Source organism: Micromonospora sp. NBC_00860 (genome assembly GCF_045207375.1).
GTDB classification, from domain to species: Bacteria; Actinomycetota; Actinomycetes; order Mycobacteriales; family Micromonosporaceae; genus Micromonospora; species Micromonospora vinacea.
Window position 1 is genome coordinate 1,317,939 of record NZ_CP108825.1, and the last position, 18,800, is coordinate 1,336,738.

Here is an 18,800-nt window from a genome sequence, read left to right on the forward strand (position 1 = left end):
CCATTTTCGTCTTGCGGATCGGCGTCAACCAGGCGCGCGGCATGCGGACCCGCCCTGGGCAGCCCTCAACGCTACGTCGCATCGGGCCGGAAGCACGGGCAAAAGACGGCTTCGTGTCCACCACCACAGGGACCCGTTGCGGAAACGTCGAACGGCGCGACGTGCCGCCGGCCGATCACACTCGTGTCTCTGCTCAGGCCGTGTCGGCGGCCTGGCCGTCGGTCATGGGACTCCTCCTACCCTGCGCGGCCACGGCCCCACTCCTGCGTGGTCGAGTTCACGCACAGTTCATCGCAACTGGGTGTGAGTCATCGGTGTTCCCGCAGGCGGCGGCAGCGTTTGGCCGGTGGGCCGTGGCGTTCACCAGGTGAACGCGCCCGTGATCAGGATCCTTCCGAGCGACGGTCGGTGTTCATCCGCGAACCTCACTTGGTCCCTAGGGTCTTGCGCCGGCACGCCTTTCGCCGTCTGCGACACCCGGGAGCACGTCATGAGTCAGGCCATCGACATCCGCACATCGCCGGTGGGGGAGGGTCCACTGTGGCAGGCCATCGCCGCCCAGGCCCAGCGCCGGCCCGCGGCCGCTGCGGTGGTCGACGGCGCGGGTGAGCTGACCTACGCCGAGCTGGTTGCCCGCGTCGAGGAGCGGGCGGCGGAGTTGACGGTGACGGGGGTGTCGGACGGCGACCTGGTGGGGCTGCGCATGCCGCGTAGTCGGGACGCGGTCGTGGCGATGCTGGCGGTCCTGCGGGTGGGCGCGGGCTATGTGCCCATCGACCCCGCCTATCCGGTGGCGCGTCAGGAGCTCATCCTCGCCGACGCGAAGCCCCGCGCGGTCATCACATCGGACGGCGTCGTCGCGACGGACCCCCTGCTGCGAACGGAAGCGCACGCATCGGCTGGCGCGGGAGCGGCGTACGTCGTGTACACGTCCGGGTCGACCGGGCGGCCCAAGGGCGTGGTCGTGCCGATGTCCGCGCTCGCCGCGTTCTGCGCCGCCGCCCGGCAGCGCTACGAGCTCACCGAGGCCGACCGGGTCCTGCAGTTCGCGTCACTGAGTTTCGACGCCAGCGTCGAGGAGATCTTCCCGGCGCTGACCTGCGGGGCGGCCGTCGTGCTGCGCGACGATGACATGATCAGTCGCCCCGACCTGTTCCTGGACCGCTGCGCGGGACTCGGCATCACCGTGCTGGACCTGCCGACCGCGTACTGGCACGACCTGGTCGCCGCCCTGGACCGTGCCGAGGCGACAGTGCCCGCCACGGTCCGGCTGACGATCATCGGGGGCGAGGCCGCGCGGCCCGACGCGGTACGCCGGTGGCAGCGCGCCGCCGGCCCCGGGGTACGGCTGCTCAACACCTACGGGCCGACCGAGACCACAGTCGTCGCCACAGTCGCCGACCTGACCGGATGGGCCGGCGACGCCGTGCCGATCGGGCACCCACTTCCCGGCGTCACGTGTCGCGTACTGGCCGAGGACGACACCGAGACCCCGGACGGCGAAGCCGGGGAACTGGCGATCGGCGGAGCCCAGGTCGCCACCGGGTACCTGCGCCGGCCGGACCTGACCACCGAGCGATTCCGGCCGGGGCCTACCGGCCGGGAGTACCGCACCGGGGACCGGGTGCGCCGCGCCGCGGACGGGTCGCTGGAGTTCCTGGGGCGCCTCGACGCGCAGATCAAGATCCGTGGCTTCCGGGTGGAGCCGGGGGAGATCGAGGCGGCGCTACGGACCGCGCCGGGCATCGAGGACGCCGTTGTGGTGCTCGGTGAGCGGGGCGGCCAGGCGCGGCTGACCGGACACGTGGTGGCCGCCCGCGAGGTCGACCTGACCGCGGTTCGTGCCGCCCTGGCCGAGGTGCTGCCCGCGTACCTGGTCCCGGCTGCCCTGGTGCGCCACGACCGCCTGCCGCTCACCGTGCAGGGCAAGGTCGATCGACGGGCTCTGGCCGCGGTGGTCCCGGACAGCCCGGTCGTGGACCCCGGCCTCACCCCAGCGCAGCGCGCGGTGGCCCGGATCTGGACGGCGGTGCTCGGCATCCCGCAGGTACGCCAGGACGACGACTTTCTCGCACTCGGCGGCGACTCACTCGACGCCGTACGGATGATCAGCGCCCTGCGACACGAGCACGGTGTGGAGCTGACGTTGAGCCAGCTGTACGCGGCGCCCACCCTGGCGGAGGTGGCGAACCTCGTCACGAGCGCCGACACCGGCGGGGTGGCCGAGACGGTCGCCGTGGCCGAGGGCGTCCCGGTGGCGCTGAGCGCACTGCAGCGGGACTTCTGGGTCGCCGAGCAGGTCTGCGCCGACCTGCCCGCGCACACCCTGGGCATCCGCTACCGCTTCGCCGAGCCGGTCGACCCCGCCGCGCTGGCCCGAGCCCTCACTGCGCTGGCTCGTCGACACCCACTGCTGCGCGCCGGTTTTCCCGACGACGGTGCCGAGCCACGGATGGTGATCGGCTCCGACGCCCTGCTCGAGCTGGTGCAGGGGGAACCGGTCACGGCGAAGTTCGACCTCGCCGCCGGGCCGCTCGCGCGGGCGTACCTGGGCGCCGACAGTACGGAGCTGGTCCTGGTCGTGCACCATCTGGTGTTCGACGGCTGGTCCGCAACGGTCGTCGGGGAGGAATTGGCCGCGCTGTACCGCGCCGCCCGTACCGGCACGGAGCCGGACCTGGCCCCTCCCGCCGCGCTGCCCGATCTGGCGGCGCGGAACACGACCGCTCGCTCCGACGCGGACCTGCGGGAGTACTGGCGGCAGCGGTTCGTCGACGCGGACCTCGACCTGGAACTGCCCGCCGACCGGCCGCGCCCGGTGGCGCGGTCCTTCACCGCCGCGCGGCTGACCCGTCACGTCGACCCCGCGCTCCTGAATCGGCTGCGCGCCTACGGCCGAGGCGAGCGCGCGAGCCTGTTCATGGTGGTGCTGGCCGGGCTGCAGACGGTCCTCGCCCGCTACACCGGTCGAACCGACGTGACAGTGCTGACTCCGGTCGCCGGACGCACCGGACCGGGCGAGGCCGCCCTGGTCGGTCCGCTGCTCAACATCCTGCCCATGCGAGGCGACGTGGCCGGTGCACCGACGTTCGCTCAGTTGGTCGCGCGGGTCCGCGACGCCGTCCTGGCCGACCTCGACCACCAGACGCTCGCCCTGCCCGACCTGGTTGACGCGTTGGCGCGGCCCGGCAGCGGTAACCGGAACCGGGTCAGCCCGGTGATGCTCACCGTGCACAACACGCCGGCGCCGCGCGATACGGCTGTCCGGTACGCCGGGGAACTCGCGCCCGCCGCCACCATGGTGGACCTCGCCGTCGGCTTGGACTTCCCGGCCGACGGACCGCTGCTGACCATCGACTACGCGACCGAACTGTTCGACGAGCCACGGGTGGCGGCGCTGGCCGACCATCTGCTCACCCTGCTGGCCGCCGCCGCGAGCGACCCGGGCACCGAGGTACTACGCCTGCCGCTGCTGACCGCCGAGGAGCGGCACCGGATCCTGCACGACTGGAACGACGTCGCGGCGCCCGTGCCGGACGCGACGACGGTTCACGAGCTGTTCGAGCGGCACGCCGCAGCCACGCCCGACGCGCCGGCGCTGACGTTCCGCGGCGATACGATGAGCTACGGCGAGCTGAACAAGCGGGCCAACCGGATCGCCCGGCGGTTGCGGGCCGAGAGTGTCCGACCTCGCGACCGCGTGGCGATCTGCCTGGACCGGGGTCTGGACCTGTTCGTCGCGATGTGGGGCGTGCTCAAGGCGGGCGCGGCCTACGTGCCCCTCGACCCCGCCTACCCGCGCGAACGGCTCGACTACATGCTCGCCGACAGCGGCGCCGCAGTGCTCGTCGACGCCGCGTACCTACGGGACCCGCTGCCGGAGGACGGCAGCGACGTGCCGCCGGCCGCCTCGGCCGACGACCCGGCGTACGTCATCTACACCTCCGGCTCCACCGGCAAGGCCAAGGGCGTCGTCGTGACACACCGCAACCTGGTGCACGCCGCCGGCATGTGGCAGCGCGCCTACGACCTGCGGCCGGAATGGACCTACCAGCAGGCGGCCAGCTTCTCCTTCGACATGTTCGTCGGGGAGACGCTGCGGGCCCACACCATCGGCGGGCGGCTGGTCGTCGTGCCCCGGGAGACGCTGCTCGACCCCGCTGACCTGTACCAGCTGATGCGCACCGAACGGGTCGAGTGCACCGAACTGGTCCCTGCGGTGCTGCGCGGGCTGCTCGCGCACGCTGACCGCACGGGCGCGGGCCTTGCCTGGCTGCGGATGCTCATCGGCGGCGGCGAGAAGTGGCACGTGCACGAGTACGAGCTGGCCCGCCGCCTGGTCGGGCCGCACGGCCGGGTGGTCAACGCGTACGGCGTGACCGAGGTGACCGTCGACAACGTCTGGTTCGACGGCTCCGCGGCGCACCTGCCCGCCGAGGCGCCGCTGCCGATCGGCCGCCCGTTCCCCAACAACCGTGTGTACGTGCTGGACGCCCACGGCGAGCCGGTACCCGCGGGTGTCGTCGGCGAGCTGTACCTGGGCGGCGCCGGTGTCGCCCCCGGGTACCACCAGCGGCCCGAGCTGACCGCCGAACGTTTCGTCGATGACCCTTACGCCCCCGAACCCGGGGCCCGCATGTACCGCACCGGCGACGCGGCCCGCTTCCACGCCGACGGCACCGTCGATTTCCTCGGCCGCCTCGACGACCAGGTCAAGGTCAACGGCTACCGGATCGAACTGGGTGAGGTGGAGGCCGCGCTGGGCGCCCTGCCGGGCGTCGCGTCCTGCGCGGTCGCCGTGCACACCCCGGCCTCGGGTATCGCCCGGCTGATCGGATACGTGGTCACGGCGACCGGCCAGGAGGCCGACGAGGCCGCGCTCCGCGACGGGCTGGGCCGGGCCCTGCCCGTGCACATGGTCCCCGCCCGCGTGCTGACCCTGAGCGCGCTGCCGTTGACACCCAACGGCAAACTCGACCGGCGCCGTCTGCCGACGCCGCCGCAGACCGGTGCCACAGTGGCCGGCCCCGCGCCGGGGACACCACGGGAAAAGACGATCGCCGCGGCATGGTCCGCCGTGCTCGGTGTCGCCGACATCGGTCTTGACGACAGCTTCTTCGCCCTCGGCGGGGATTCGTTCGCGGCGCTGAAGGTGGTCCGGCAGATCACGCCGGCACCCACGCTGCTCGACCTCTACCAGCAACCGACCGTACGCCGACTCGCGGCACTGCTGGACGGCCGCGCGGAAAGCCCGCCCGTCGGGCGGCGGATGCTGCACCGGCTCACCCCGCGCGACGCGGACCTCGCCGCCGGTGGCATGACCGTCGTCGGCGTCCCGTACTCCGGTGGCAGCGCGGTCGCCTACCAGCCGCTGGCCGACGCGCTGCCGTCCACCTGGGCGCTGCTGGCCGTCGAGCTGCCCGGGCACGACTACGCCCGCCCCGACGAGCCACTGCTGCCCTCTGCCGAGGTGGCCGAGCGGGTGCTCGTCGAGCTCCAGGAGGTCAGCGGACCGGTGCTGCTGTACGGCCATTGCCTCGGCGTCGCCGTCACCATGCAGATCGCGCGGCGCGCCGAGGAGGCGGGCGTCGAACTCGCGGGTGTGGCGCTCGGTGCGGGCTTCCCGACGGCCCGGCTGCCGGGGCGGATCTTCGACTGGTTCTACCGGTTCGTGCCGACGGACGCGTTGACCTCGGACCGCGAGTACCTGGCCTACCTGCGGGGCCGCGGCGGCTTCACCGACGTGGACGACCCGCAGCAGCAGGCGTTCGTGCTGCGCAACGTGCGGCACGACGCCCGCGACGCCGAGGAGTTCTTCACGGCCGCCTACCTGGGGCAGACCGCCAGACTGAAGGCGCCCGTGCTGGCCGTCGTGGGCTCCCGCGACCGGGTGACCGAGCACTACCAGGAGCGCTACCGCGAGTGGGAGCACTTCGGCGAGGGCGGTGTGCACCTCGCGGTCCTGTCCAAGGCCGGGCACTTCTTCGTCAAGTCGCACGCGCAGCCGCTGGCCGCCGAACTCGTGGCGTTCGCGGGCGGCGTAACGACCGAACCGGTGCACCGGAACCACCAGGCGGGGCCCGCGCCAAGTCTCGCGCGCTTCGCGACGGTCGCCGCCGGTCAGTTCCTCTCGATGATCGGCAGTGGACTCAGCGCTCTCGTACTCAGCATCTGGGTCTTCCAACGCACCGGATCCCTCACCGACTTCGCCGTCGTCAACGCGATCGGCCTGCTACCCGGCATCCTCATCGGGCCGATCGCCGGCGCGGTCGTCGACCGCTGGGACCGGCGACGGGTGATGCTCGCCAGTGACGCCGTCGCGGGCCTGTCCATGGTGGCGCTGGCCATGACGGTGTTCGCCGGTGGCGGACTGCAGCTCTGGCAGATCTATCTGGCGGTGTCGGTCACCTCGATGGCTGGCGCATTCCAACGGCCCGCGTACCTCGCGGCCGTCGCCCAACTGGTGCCCAAGCGGTTCCTCGGGCACGCCAACGGCATCAGCCAACTCGGCGTTTCGGTCGGCACAGTGTTCGCCCCGCTGCTCGGCGCCGGCCTGATCGCCACCGTCGGCGTTTCCGGCGTGCTGCTCATCGACACCGCCACCTTCGCGGCCGGGGTGCTGTCCCTCCTGCTCGTGCGGTTCCCGAACCTGATGTTCCATCGACGGGAGGAGACGTTCCGCACCGAGATCGCGAACGGTTGGCGCTACATCACCCGCCGCCCCGGCCTGCGCGCCGCGTTGCGGTTCTTCATCGTCGACCATGCCTTCTACACGCTCGGCTTCGCCGTCATCACCCCGATGCTGCTCATCGAGCAGAGCCCGGCGGTGCTCGGTCTGGCCCTGGGCGCCGGCGGCGTCGGAGGGCTCGCCGGCAGTGTGGTCATGGGCGTCTGGGGTGGGACCGTCCGTCGCGCGCACGGCCTCATCCTCTTCATGGGCCTGGCCAGCATCGCGATGACTGTCGTCGGGCTCGGCGCCGGCCCGGTGTGGGTGATCGTGGGCATGTTTCTGCTGACTTTCGGTGAGTCGCTCGCCGAGGGGCACTGGATCGCCGTCGTACAGACGAAGGTCGGCTTCGAGTTGCAGGGCCGCATCCTGTCGATCTTCATCTCGCTGATGATGCTCACGATGCCGATCGGCTACCTGGTGGTCGGCCCTCTCGCCGAACGGTACGTCCAGCCGCTGCTCGAACCCGGAGGCGCCCTCGCCAACAGCGTCGGCGAGGTGCTCGGCACCGGACCCGGCCGCGGACTCGCGCTGCTGGTGACCATCAGCGGCCTGCTGCAACTCGCGTGGGCCGTTCGGGGCTGGCTCGACCGCCGGCTGCGCCTGCTCGAGGACGGCCTGCCCGACGCCCTCCCACCCGCCGAGATCGGCTCCCGCGACGACCTGCAGCGCGCCGCCGACGCCGCCCTGCCCACCCTCCGCTGACACCCACCCCCACGGAAGGCCACCACGTGTCCGTCGACACCCACATCGAGCACCCCATCGACGCGTACGGGACCCCGCTGATCGACGCACAGAACCTCGTACCCGGGGCCCGGATCCTCATCAAGGACGAGACCCGGTACGCGTCGGGAAGCCACAAGGAACCCGCCGCACGCCAGGTCGTCGCCCGGGCGATCGCCGAAGGTCGACGGCGCATCGTCATCGCCACCTGCGGTAACTACGGGCGCGCGATGGCCATGGCCTGCGGCGCCGTCGGCATGCCCTGCACCGTCGTGCTGCCCACCGGCTGGAGCGACGGCGGCGCCTTCATGCGCTCGGCCGGCGCGGACGTGCACCTGATCGACGGCAGCTACGAGGACGCGGTCGACGAGTCTCGACGACTGGCCACCTTCGACGGCGCGATCGACGGCAACGTCGACGGACCCTACGTCGAGGCGGTGTTCACCGGCCACGGCACCGTCGCCCACGCCCTGCACGCCGAGCTCGACGAACCGCCGGCGGCGTTGTGGATCCCGGTCGGCAACGGCACCACAGTCATCGCCGTACACAAGGCGCTGGGCCAGCTCGGGTGGGACGTGCCGCTGCACGGCGTCGGCTCGGCCGGCAACAACCCGCTGGTGACGAGCTGGCCGGGACCGTACCGGATGCTCGCCCCGGACGGCGTCACCACGACCGACCACAACCAGCCGCTGGTCAACTGGCACGCACTACAGGGCCCCGAGGCCCTCGATGCGATCAGAGCCAGCGGCGGTGCCGTGCACGCGGCCACCGACGACGAACTGCTCACCGCGCGACACCTGCTCGCCGAGTACGGAGCCCAGCCCACCGCCGCCGGCTCGGTCGCCCTGGCCGGGCTGCTCGCTCACGCCCGCAGCACCGCGTTGGCCGGAACCCACGTCGTCCTGCTCAGCGGCCGCTGATCCCACCCACCCGCCCCCGAGGAAAGAACCATGACGCTCACCGCCGCGCCCGCGTCCATCCCTACCCCCGCGCCCTCCCTGCTGTTCGCCCGCGCCCGCACCACCGGCGCCGACGAGCGCGTCTTCCTCGGCAAGCTGGGCGTCCTGGCCCTGATAACCGCGGCCGGGGCCACCCTCGCCCTGCGTCCGGAGCCGGTCGCGGTCGTCGCAGGTGTGCTGCTGCTGGCCGCCATGTACACCCACGCGGTCGAGCTCCAACACCAGGTACTGCACCACTCCGCGTTCCGCAGGGCGTGGCCCCACCGCCTGGTCGGGGTGCCACTCGGCCTCCCACTGTTCGTCGTCTACAGCCACTACCGGGTACGGCACCTGCAGCACCACCGCTTCCTGGGCACCCCGCACGACACCGAGTTCTTCGGATTCGACACACGCCAATCGCTGACGCTGGCCACGCTGCTGCGCGGATCGTTCGACTACCACCGCGTCCTGGTCGTGCTACGGGACGTCGTCCGCAGCGCGGCCGGCCGGTGGAACTACGAGTTCGGTGACATCAGTCCGAAAATGCGGCGTCACGTCGTGCAGGAGCACCTGGTCCAGGGCGCTGCGGTTCTCACCGCCACCGGTCTGGCCGTCGCGGGTCTCGGTGAGTACGTGTTGCTGCTCTGGGTGCTGCCGCTCGTCGCCGCCGTGCCGATGCACTTTCTCGTTGAGCTGCCCGAGCACATCCTCTGCGACACCGATACCACCGACGTGCTCCACAACACCCGTTCGATCCGAGGTAGCTGGTTGAGTACCTGGTACACCAACGGCAACAACCTGCACATCGAGCACCACGCCGCGATGAGCGTGCCCATCAACCAGCTCCCCGCCCGGCACGAGGAAACGAGGCGGCTCGCCACACACGTCGAGCGGACCTACACCGACTTCTACCGCACGCTGTGGCAGGCGCTGCGCGCCCCGAAGTAGCCCTCGAGCAGCCGCGAGCGGACGGTGGCAACCCCGATCACCCCCGATCTGGCCGAATACCGCTGAGTGTGACAGTAGGTACTCAGGCACGCGGTCCGACCAGGCCGTTGTCGTACGCGAAGATGACTGCCTGGATGCGGTCTCGCGCTCCGATCTTGGCCAGGACGCGTCCGACATGCTTCTTCACAGTGGATTCGGTGAGGGTGAAGCGTTCGGCGATCTCGGTGTTGGTGGCGCCCTGGCCGATTGCTTCGAGGACCTCTCGCTCTCGTTCGCTGAGTGTGGTCAGGCGAGGGTCGGCGTGCGTGGTCGGTTCCGGATGCTGGAGGTAGGCGTCCATCAGCTTGCGGGTCAGGCTGGGGGCTACCACTGAGTCTCCGCTCGCGACGGCGCGGATGCCGGCGATCAGCTCCTCTGGGCGGGCGTCTTTGAGCAGGAAGCCGCTCGCTCCGGCTCGCAGTCCGGCGTAGACGTATTCGTCCAGGTCGAATGTGGTCAGGATAAGCACGCGGGTACGTGAGCCGGCCGCTGTTATGCGGCGGGTGGCCTCGATGCCGTCCATGCCGGGCATGCGCACGTCCATCAGCACCACATCAGGCCGAATCTGATCGACTTTCCGCACTGCCTCGGCGCCGGCGGATGCCTCACCCACCACCATCATGCCCGGGGTGCCGTCGAGCAGCATCCGGAAACCCATCCGTTGCAACTGCTGGTCGTCGGCGATCAGGACGGTGGTCATGAGGGCTCCTTGAGGACCACGTCGACGAGCCAGCCTCTCTCGGCCGGGCCGGCGGTCACCTCGCCGCCGTACATGGCGGCGCGTTCCCGCATGCCGAGCAGGCCGTGACTCGGGTGAGCCGGCCCGCCGCGACCGTTGTCGCGTACCTGTACCCGTACCTCGCCGTCGGCGACAGCCAGAGTGACGTCTGCGGCCGCGCCGCGGCCCGCGTGTTTGAGGGTGTTGGTGAGCGCTTCCTGAACGATGCGGTAGACCGCGAGCTGCACGCCCCGACCGAGGGTGTGCAGCTCACCCGAGGTGGAGTAGGTGACTGGCAGCCCGGTCGCCCGCACGCTCGGCAGCAGCCGGTCGAGATCGTCGATTCCGGGCTGCGGGCTCAGCTGCGGATCGGCGTCTTCCTCGCGCAGGACGCCCAGCACCCGGCGCAGCTCGGAGAGCGCCTGCCGGCCGGTGTCACCGATCAACCGGAGCGGCTCGGCGGTCTGCTCAGCCCGCGCGGTGGCGAGCGCGGCGCCGCCGTCGGCCAGGCCCACGATCACCGAGACGTGATGTCCGACGATGTCGTGCATCTCGCGGGCCACCCGGGCCCGCTCCTCGGCGACGGCGAGGCGGGCCCGCTGATCCCGCTCGACCTCCAGGCGGGCGGCGCGGTCCTCGAGAGCGATGAGGTACGCCCGGCGGGTGCGCACCGCGACGCCGGACGCGACCGCGGCCCCCGACGTGCCGAGAACCAGGAACAGCGTGATGATGCGGTTCTCCGTCACCGGGTTGAGCAGGTAGATCTCGGCGACCAGCAGCGCGATGGTGATCACGGTGGCCCATGCCAGCGCCCGCCACGAACCGCGGGAGGCCACCCCGAAGAGCATCACGAGCAGGATCACCCCGGCGCCGACGCCGACGTCCAGCAGCCCCTGGATCAACTCGATGAGGGCGGTGACCAGGAACGCCGGGAACGGGTACCGCCGCCGCCAGTACAGCGGCGGCAGCAGGGCCAGCGTCGCGATCGTCGCCGACAGGGGATTCTCGATGATGTTCGGGATGCTGAAGAGCACGATAGGAATGGCCACCAGCGTGTCCATGACCCACGGGCGGAGCCGGTCGAAGGCCCGCAACCGCGCCTGCCGGTCCACCAGCCATCCCTGCGTGCTCATCAGCCGATTCTCCCCTTACGCGCTTACGCGTCGGTCCTTTTGAGCCGGTACGCCGCCGCGGCGAGCGTCACGATCACATACCCGGCGAAGACCGCGAGGCCGGCCCAGGGCGCCAGGGTGCCGTCCGCCTGGGTCAGCGCCATCACCGCGCTGCCGGCGTTGCTGGGCAGGTACGGGGTGATGGCCTCGGAGATCGAGTCCGGCAGCAGCGCGGCCAGACCGGGCACGATCAGCAGCAGGCCGGACAGGATCGCGATGGCGCCGGCGCTGGAGCGGACGAGCATGCCGAGCGCGACGCCGAGCACCGCGACCAGCCCCAGATAGAGGCCGGCGCCGACCAGGGCCCGCAGCACACCGTCGTCACCGAGGCCCAGCCCGGCGACCTTGTCGTTGAGCACGGCCGACCCCGACGCGAAAGCAGCGAAGGCGCCGGCGGTCATCGTGACGAAGGCGGCCGACCCGGCCACGAGGCTCTTCGACCACAGCACCGGCAACCGGCGCGGCACCGCGGTGAGGGTCGCCCGGATCATGCCGGTGGTGTATTCGCTCGCCCCCAGCAGCGCGCCGAGCACACCGACGGACAGAGCAGCCAGGGCGCTGCCCGACAGGGCCAGGTCGACCGAGGTCAAGTTGTCGCCCGAGAAGGAAGCCGAGGCGATCATGCCGAAGGCGATCAGGAGGAGAGCGGAGATGCCGGTCGTGATCCAGGTGGAACGCAGGGAGGAAAACTTGGTCCATTCGGCGGCGGCGACGCCACCAGGGGTGATCTTCATCGGGAGGCCTCGTATTCGACAGCGTCGCGGGTCAGGTCCATGAACGCCTCTTCCAGCGAGGCGTTCTGCGGGGTGAGCTCGAACAGCGGGATGCCGCGAGCGGCCGCGGCCAGGCCGATCTTGCGGGCGGAGGTGCCGGCGACGAGCAGTTCCTCGGCGCCGGTCGAGGTGACCGTGATGCCCGGGCCGGCAATCGTCGTGCGCAGCGCGTCGGGGGCGGGAGTGACGACCCGGACGCCCTCCGCGGTCACGAAGTCGGCCACGGTGCTGTCGGCCAGCAGCCTGCCCCGGCCGATGATGACCAGGTGGTCCGCGATCAGCGAGACCTCGCTCATCAGGTGTGAGGACAACATCACGGTGCGGCCCTCGGCGGCCAGGCCGGTGAGCAGGTTGCGCACCCAGAGGACCCCCTCGGGGTCGAGTCCGTTGACCGGCTCGTCGAGCATCACCACGGCTGGGTCACCGAGCAGCGCGGCGGCGATGCCGAGCCGCTGGCCCATGCCGAGGGAGAACGCGCCGACCCGCTTGTGCGCGACGGCCGAGAGGCCGACCATGTCGAGCACCTCGTCGACGCGGGAGCGCGGGATTCCGTGCGTGCGAGCCATGGCGAGGAGGTGGCTGACCGCCGTGCGGCCGGGGTGCATGGCCTTCGCCTCGAGCAGCGCGCCGATCTCGCGCAGCGGTGCCTGCGACGACGCGTACGGCTTGCCGTTGACCAGCACGTCGCCGGAACTCGGCGCGTCGAGGCCGACGATCATCCGCATGGTCGTCGACTTGCCGGCGCCGTTGGGGCCGAGGAAGCCAGTGACCTGTCCGGGCTTCGCGGTGAACGACAGGCGGTCGACGACCGTCTTCGCACCGTATCGCTTGGTTACTTCGCGTACCTGAATCATGCGAGCAACGCTAGATGTGCGCAGGGTCAGGATCGTGGTACCGCAGTCGACACTTCCCGGCCGACAGTGGTACCCGGGTACCACTGGCCACCCGTCGGCGGCTCACTCAGCGGCCTGCACATTGTGACTACAGAAAGTGACTAATTGAGCCGCAGTCCGCACCGACCAGTGGGCGACCAGTGACGCCACGTCATACGTCGGAGTGACGTGGCGCCACTGCCGGACGGCCACGGCGGCTGGTGGCATGGAGGCACCGAGCCGGCGCGAAAGACGCAGCCGTGAACAGCCGACCGAGGGGTAGGCCATGCGGCCGGTCACACCGAGGACGCCTCGGGCGTACGTGTGGAAGCGCGATGAAAGGAGCCCCCTCCTCGTCAAACGCCTCGTCGGATTCGCTCGGGCGGTGCCCTTTGATCGGCGCCGGTGATGCCAGATCAGCATGAACACCGCCAGTTCCGTCTTCGACCACATGGCGGATCCCTGTCAGGGTCGAGTCCTGTCCGACCAGCGCCGCCCGCGCTGGACCGACGCAGTGACCAAGGAGCGATGATGAGCGTTGCGACACACCGTCTGGTGGCCGCGGTGGCGGCGGTGTCCCTGGCCGCGTGCGGCCCCGCTGATGCCGCCCGGCAACCGACGCCCGACCCCGTGGCAACGGCCGCCTCCGCCGCCGACCGAGACCACGAGTTCCGGCGACTGGAGGGGATGTTCGACGCACGGTTGGGGGTCTACGCCATCGACACCGGCACCGGCCGGACCGTGCAGTACCGGGCCGACGAACGGTTCGCGTACGCCTCGACGTTCAAGGCGTTGGCCGCCGCCGAGGTCCTCGACGAGACCACCGACGCCGAGCTGGACCGGGTGGTGCGGTACTCGGCGGACGACCTGGTGACCTACTCGCCGATCACCGAGCAGCACGTCGCCGGCGGCATGACGCTGCGCGCCATCGCCGACGCCGCCGTGCGGTACAGCGACAACACCGCCGGCAACCTGCTGTTGCGCCACCTCGGCGGACCGCAGAAGTTCGAGAAGGAGCTGCGGGAGGTTGGCGACAAGGTCACCGATCCGGCGCGTTACGAGACCGAACTCAACGAGGCGCGGCCCGGTGACCGGCGGGACACCAGCACGCCGCGGGCGCTGGCCGAGGATCTGCGGGCGTACGCCGTCGGCGACGCCCTCGACCCGGCGGACCGCGACACCCTCAACGGTTGGCTGCGGGGCAACACCACCGGCGGCGAGCTGATCCGCGCCGGTGTTCCGGACGGCTGGGTCGTCGGGGACAAGACCGGCGCTGGTGGGTACGGCACCCGCAACGACATCGCGGTGATCTGGCCGCCGGACCGGGCGCCGATCGTCCTCGCGGTGCTGTCCAGCCGCGACGAGAAGGACGCCAGTTATGACAACGCCCTCATCGCCGAGGCGACGAAGGTGGTGATGGCCGGCTGGTGACCGGATGACCGGCACCCACTCGTCGCCGAGCGCCCGCACGGACGTTCCGGACACTGCGGGGCGGCAGCGGTGAAGGAGCCGACGGGGGCGTGGGACGCCGGTTGGCTGGCCGCTGCCGCCCTGCACCTTGCGGCCCGACGACCCCGAGGAACCCGACCGTGATGAGCGCTGCAATGGGAATGTCACGCCACCCGAGAGGAACCTCATGAACACCCCAAGATCCCACGACCCCTGGGAGACGACGAGTCGTCCGAGCACCTCTCCGGCAGGAAGCTCGCGCCCGGTGACGCCGGAGCATTCCCGGTCGGCGGTCGACAGCACCCGACCCTTCGGCGCCCACCTGCGCATGAGCTGGTGGAAGCCGCTCGTGGTCATCCTTGTGCCGTCGCTGGTGATGCTGGCTCTCCAGGTGGTGCTCTACCAGGTCGTGGGCGTCATCGAGGGCAGTGACAACCCGATGTCGCCCACGATGACACCGTTGAAGTCCCTGGCCATCAACATCAGCATCGGCACGACGGGGGTCGTGGCGGTCCTGCTCCTGGCGCGGATCGCCAAGGTGCCGTGGCGCAGCCTGATCAGCTCACCCCGGGCCTTCGACGCACGCCGCCTGACGTACTACCTGATGGCAGCCGCGTTGCTCGTCGGCGCGGGGATCGGCGTCGTGGCGCTGGTCGCACCCGACTCGACGCCTTGGGTCGGCTTCGGTGTCAGCGGCACGACGATCGGCCTGCTGGTGGTCACCGTACTGAGTACGCCGCTACAGTCCGCAGGCGAGGAACTGCTGTGGCGAAGCGCCGTGCTGCCCGCCGCCGCGTCCTGGGTGCGTGCGGTCCGGCCGGCTCTGGCAGTCGGGCTCGTCGTCTCCAGCCTGGGCTTCGCCATGCTTCACGGGTCGACCGACCCCTGGCTGTTCGGCTACTTCACCTTCATCGGCCTCTGCACCGGCCTGATGGCCATCATCAGCCGCGGCATCGAGGCGCCGGTCGCCTTCCACGTCGCCAACAACGTCCTGTTCGGGATCGTCAACACGGTGATGGCCGACGGCGAGCCCTACGCGATCGACCGGTCCACCGACACCGGCGACGCGTCCCTCTTGATCCTCGGCGGCGTCAACATCGCCATGGTGGCGCTGGTCTGGCTGCGCGAGCGGCGGGCCCGGGCCACCCGCTGACTAGCCCCACCAGGGCGGGGTTCCCGTCCGTAGGTGGTCGTGCAGGGCGCGGGCGACCTGTGCCATCGTCGCCTCACTGCCAGGCTGCGCGACGGCGGGCACCCGGGAGGCGGTGAGCGCGGCGACCGCGTACGACTGCCCGTCGGCGTGCTCCACCACCCCCACCTCGTGGCGCAGGTGCAACAGCGTGCCGGTCTTCGACGACCAGCGGGAGGCGTCGGAGGTGAAGTCGGGCGCGAGCCGCTGCCGATGCAGGTTGTCGCCCATCAGGGCACGTACCCGCGCGGCAGCGGTCTCCTGGATCGCCGACGGCCGCCAGAGGGCCTGCAACAGGTCGACGAAGGCCCGCGCCGACCCGGCGTTGGCGCGGGTGATGTCGAGTTGGGCGACCGGGTGCCCCTGCCCGGAGGTCGCCGCGCCGATGGCGAGGGAGTGAGCCAGGTGCACCTCGTCGGGGCCGAGACGTTCCGCCGGAGTGTCGGCGAGGTCACCGACCCGGTGCCGCACGGCGATGCCGTTGATGCGCAGTCGGCGCAGTTCGGCTGTGACCGTGGCCGGCGGGGTGAGGTCGAACAGGGCGTCGGCGGCGACCCCGTCGCTGATGGCGGTGCTCAGGTAGAGCAGGTCGTCCACGGCGATCCGCGCCGGATGGCGGAAGCGGCTCAGCCCGGTCGGGCCCGGTGTGGTGATCCGACCGGGCGCGATATCGACCGGCGTCGCCGGGTCGAGTTCCCCGCGCGCGACCCGTTCGAGCACGGCGACCGCCAGCGGCACCTTCACCAGCGACGCCGCCGGATACGGGGTGTCCACGTCGAAGCCGATCTCCTCGCCGGTGTCGAGGTGGCGGACCAGGAAAGCGCCGTGCAGCCCCGCCTCGTCGAGCAGTTCGCGCGCGTTGCGGACGACGGCGCTGGCGCTCATGCCGCCGCGCCCAGGCATTGCGCCAGGTCCGCGTGCAGGACTGTTCTCAGCTGTTCGAGGTCCTCACGGAGGCCGGCGGCGATGTCGTAGCCCCGTACGAGTGGAGGGCCGGCGAGGGGACACCAGTGCAGCCCGAAGTCCTCGGCCTGCTGACGGGAGCAGAGCAGCAGGTCGGGCGAGCTCAGCGCCGTCGCTGCGGCGTCGACGAGGGACGGCGCGACGGTGACCTGGGCCGGCGCCAGTCCGGCCGACTGGCCGGCACGGGTCAGTGGGTCCCGCAGGTGGGCGACGTCGTCCTCGGGCTGGATGAGGATCCGCCGTCGTGCCTGTGTGCGGGCTCGGCCGCTGCGCAGCGTCTCCAGGAACACAGTCGACGCCGGGAAGGGGGTCCGGGCGGCCAGCCCGAGCGGAACCCGCCAGGAAGCCGCCGCCTCCGTAACCGCTACGAGCCCCGCGCCGACCTCCAGGGTCTGGCAGAGCCGGGCGCGTTCCTGCGGGCCGGCCGGCCGTACCTCCAGATCGAGCCGATGACGTCGGCTCGCGACCACCAGGGCGGCGAGGCGGTGCGGCGGGCAGATTTCGGGTACGGCGACCCGTAGCGGGCGCAGCCGGGCCCGCTCGGCGTCGTCGGCCATCGCGTCGGCGAGATCGACCAGGCGTCGGGCCGTGGGCAGCATGTCCTGCCCGAACGGCGTCAACCGGACCGCGCGGGACGACCGGTCGAACAGCCGCGCCCCGAAGTGTTCCTCCAGCCCGGCGATCCGGCGACTGGCGACCGACTGGGGGATGCCCGCCGCGGCGGCGCCGGAGGTGAAACTGCCGTGACCGCTGACGGCGACGAAAGCCCGGCAGGCGGCGACCACATCCATCCACCGAACCTATACCTGGAACGCATGGAAGCGACGGCAGGAGGCCTGAGCGGGATTGTTCCCCTCCTGGCTCCTGCGCTCGGTGCCGACAATCCTGGCGCGGAAGGTGCCCAGCACGACGGCACGGTTGCCGTCCGCCAGGCTGTTCAGTCATCGGGGGTGCGTCTTGTCCGTGGGCGGCGCGGCGACGTGGTACGACTGCTTCAGTAACAAAGCCGACGAAGCGGGCGGGCCGGGTGGCGAGGAACAGAGTGGCCAATCTGCTGCGCAGGCGTGAGAGTCCGCAGCGGCCGACCTTCCTGGAACTGTTCTTCGATCTCGTCTACGTCTTCGCGCTCACCCGGATCGTGCACGAGTTGGTGTTGGACTACACCAGGGGTCACGTCGCGGAGCGGTTGACCACATCCCTTGCGGAGAACGGCGAGACTCTGCTGCTGCTTTTGGCCCTCTGGTGGATCTGGACCCAGACGGCATGGGTGACCAGCAGATTCGATCCATTCCAGCCGCCGATCCAGTTCGTTGTCGTTGCGACAATGTACGGGAGCCTGCTCCTGGCGGTCGCGATCTCGGGGGCTCTCGCCGAGACTGGCCTGCTCTTCGCGAGCACCTATGTCGCGATTCAGGTGGGCCGCACCCTCTTCTTCGTAGGCATCGTGCGCGGTCACAATCTGCGCCGCGTCAATATGCTGGCGCTCATCTGGTTCGGCGCGTCGGCCGTACCGTGGCTCGCCGGAGCCTTCGCTCCCGAGGTGACCCGCAATTCGCTGTGGACGGTGGCCCTGGCGATCGACTACCTGGGGGCCAGACTCGGTTGGCCGGTACCGGGGCTGGGTCGCTCGCGGGTGTCCCCGTGGGCCGTCGCGGGCGAGCACTTGGCCGAGCGCTACTGGCAGCTTGTCATTGTCGCGCTTGGTGAGACGATCCTGACCTCCGGATCGAGTCTTCTCCGCGGTCCGATCGTGGCGCAACGAACAATGGCCCTTACCTTGTCGTTCCTCACCACGGTGTTGCTGTGGCGGATCTACTTCTATCGAGCTGGCCAAATCCTGGGCGAGGCCATCGCGGCATCCGCCGACCCCGGCCGGCTCGGTCGGTTGGCCGAGTTCGCACACCTACTCATGGTGTCCGGCATCCTCGCCAGCTCAGCCGGCTCCGAACTCGTCCTCATAGATCCGTCCGGGGACGCCAAACCCGCCTGGGTCGGGGCCATCCTCGGAGGGCCTGCGCTCTACCTCGCCGGGCGCTCAGTATTCGAGTACGTGGCCTTCGCCCGAGTGTCCTGGCCGCGGCCGATCGGGATCCTCGTCCTCGCGGCCATGGCGCCGATCATGGTCGGCCTACCGCCCCTCGGGGTCGCTGCAGCAGCAGTCGCGGTCCTGCTCGGCGTCGCCGTCACTGACACGACCCGAGCCCGCGGACGTCCATTGGAGGAGGCCTCGCCGCCACGCTGACGCGTCCCGGGTACCCCACCAGACAAAGTCAGTTCGCTGGTGACGTT

The 18,800-nt window shown here is 70.9% G+C and carries 12 protein-coding genes; 6 read left to right on the forward strand and 6 right to left on the reverse strand.

Translation table 11 applies throughout. The features are described 5' to 3' along the window. Positions 1-490: 490 nt before the first annotated feature. The 3 genes from OH804_RS05905 to OH804_RS05915 are packed head-to-tail and all read left to right on the forward strand — an operon-like array spanning position 491 to position 9,336. Complete coding sequence (locus tag OH804_RS05905; RefSeq protein WP_406063345.1) at positions 491-7,432, forward strand: amino acid adenylation domain-containing protein; 6,942 nt, start codon at positions 491-493, stop codon at positions 7,430-7,432. Between the two features lie 26 nt (positions 7,433-7,458). After that, a complete protein-coding gene (locus OH804_RS05910; protein ID WP_406063347.1) occupies positions 7,459-8,370 on the forward strand; it encodes a pyridoxal-phosphate dependent enzyme in 912 nt (303 codons plus the stop codon). 30 nt (positions 8,371-8,400) lie between these two features. Continuing rightward, positions 8,401-9,336: a fatty acid desaturase family protein gene (locus OH804_RS05915; protein WP_406063349.1), complete on the forward strand. Its 936-nt coding sequence runs from the start codon at positions 8,401-8,403 to the stop codon at positions 9,334-9,336. Positions 9,337-9,418: 82 nt separating this feature from the next. On the opposite strand, the gene OH804_RS05920 is transcribed toward OH804_RS05915, so the two are convergent. From OH804_RS05920 to OH804_RS05935, 4 genes are read right to left on the reverse strand one after another with little or no spacing between them, the layout of a single operon-like run. Next, positions 9,419-10,075, reverse strand: coding sequence for a response regulator transcription factor (locus OH804_RS05920; RefSeq protein WP_196924075.1), 657 nt, complete (start codon positions 10,073-10,075; stop codon positions 9,419-9,421). Next, positions 10,072-11,226 carry a sensor histidine kinase gene (locus OH804_RS05925; protein WP_196924074.1) on the reverse strand — a complete coding sequence of 385 codons (1,155 nt, stop codon included), beginning with the start codon at positions 11,224-11,226 and terminating at the stop codon, positions 10,072-10,074. The genes OH804_RS05920 and OH804_RS05925 overlap by 4 nt, the downstream gene beginning before the upstream one ends. Before the next feature lie 23 nt (positions 11,227-11,249). Further along, positions 11,250-11,999: an ABC transporter permease gene (locus OH804_RS05930; RefSeq protein ID WP_196924073.1), complete on the reverse strand. Its 750-nt coding sequence runs from the start codon at positions 11,997-11,999 to the stop codon at positions 11,250-11,252. Continuing rightward, a complete protein-coding gene (locus OH804_RS05935) occupies positions 11,996-12,892 on the reverse strand; it encodes an ABC transporter ATP-binding protein (RefSeq protein ID WP_406063352.1) in 897 nt (298 codons plus the stop codon). Before OH804_RS05935 ends, OH804_RS05930 begins: the two co-directional genes overlap by 4 nt. 549 nt (positions 12,893-13,441) lie before the next feature. Here OH804_RS05935 and bla point away from each other — a divergent pair. Together bla and OH804_RS05945 are read left to right on the forward strand one after the other, a co-directional pair. Further along, positions 13,442-14,341, forward strand: a complete 900-nt coding sequence (gene bla, locus OH804_RS05940) for a class A beta-lactamase (RefSeq protein WP_406063354.1) — start codon at positions 13,442-13,444, stop codon at positions 14,339-14,341. A gap of 283 nt (positions 14,342-14,624) precedes the next feature. Further along, complete coding sequence (locus tag OH804_RS05945) at positions 14,625-15,512, forward strand: CPBP family intramembrane glutamic endopeptidase (protein ID WP_406063356.1); 888 nt, start codon at positions 14,625-14,627, stop codon at positions 15,510-15,512. Here the strand turns inward: OH804_RS05945 and OH804_RS05950 are convergent, their stop codons facing one another. Both OH804_RS05950 and OH804_RS05955 read right to left on the reverse strand, forming a co-directional pair. Further along, entirely contained in the window at positions 15,513-16,433 is a 921-nt protein-coding gene (locus OH804_RS05950) for a serine hydrolase (RefSeq protein WP_196924069.1), read from the reverse strand. It abuts the gene before it with no gap. Beyond that, entirely contained in the window at positions 16,430-17,302 is an 873-nt protein-coding gene (locus tag OH804_RS05955) for a LysR family transcriptional regulator (RefSeq protein ID WP_406063358.1), read from the reverse strand. The genes OH804_RS05950 and OH804_RS05955 overlap by 4 nt, the downstream gene beginning before the upstream one ends. A 251-nt stretch (positions 17,303-17,553) precedes the next feature. On the opposite strand from OH804_RS05955, the gene OH804_RS05960 reads away from it, so the two are divergent. After that, positions 17,554-18,753 (forward strand): low temperature requirement protein A, encoded by a 1,200-nt coding sequence (locus tag OH804_RS05960; RefSeq protein WP_307788766.1) that lies wholly within the window; start codon positions 17,554-17,556, stop codon positions 18,751-18,753. The last annotated feature ends 47 nt before the right edge of the window (positions 18,754-18,800 follow it).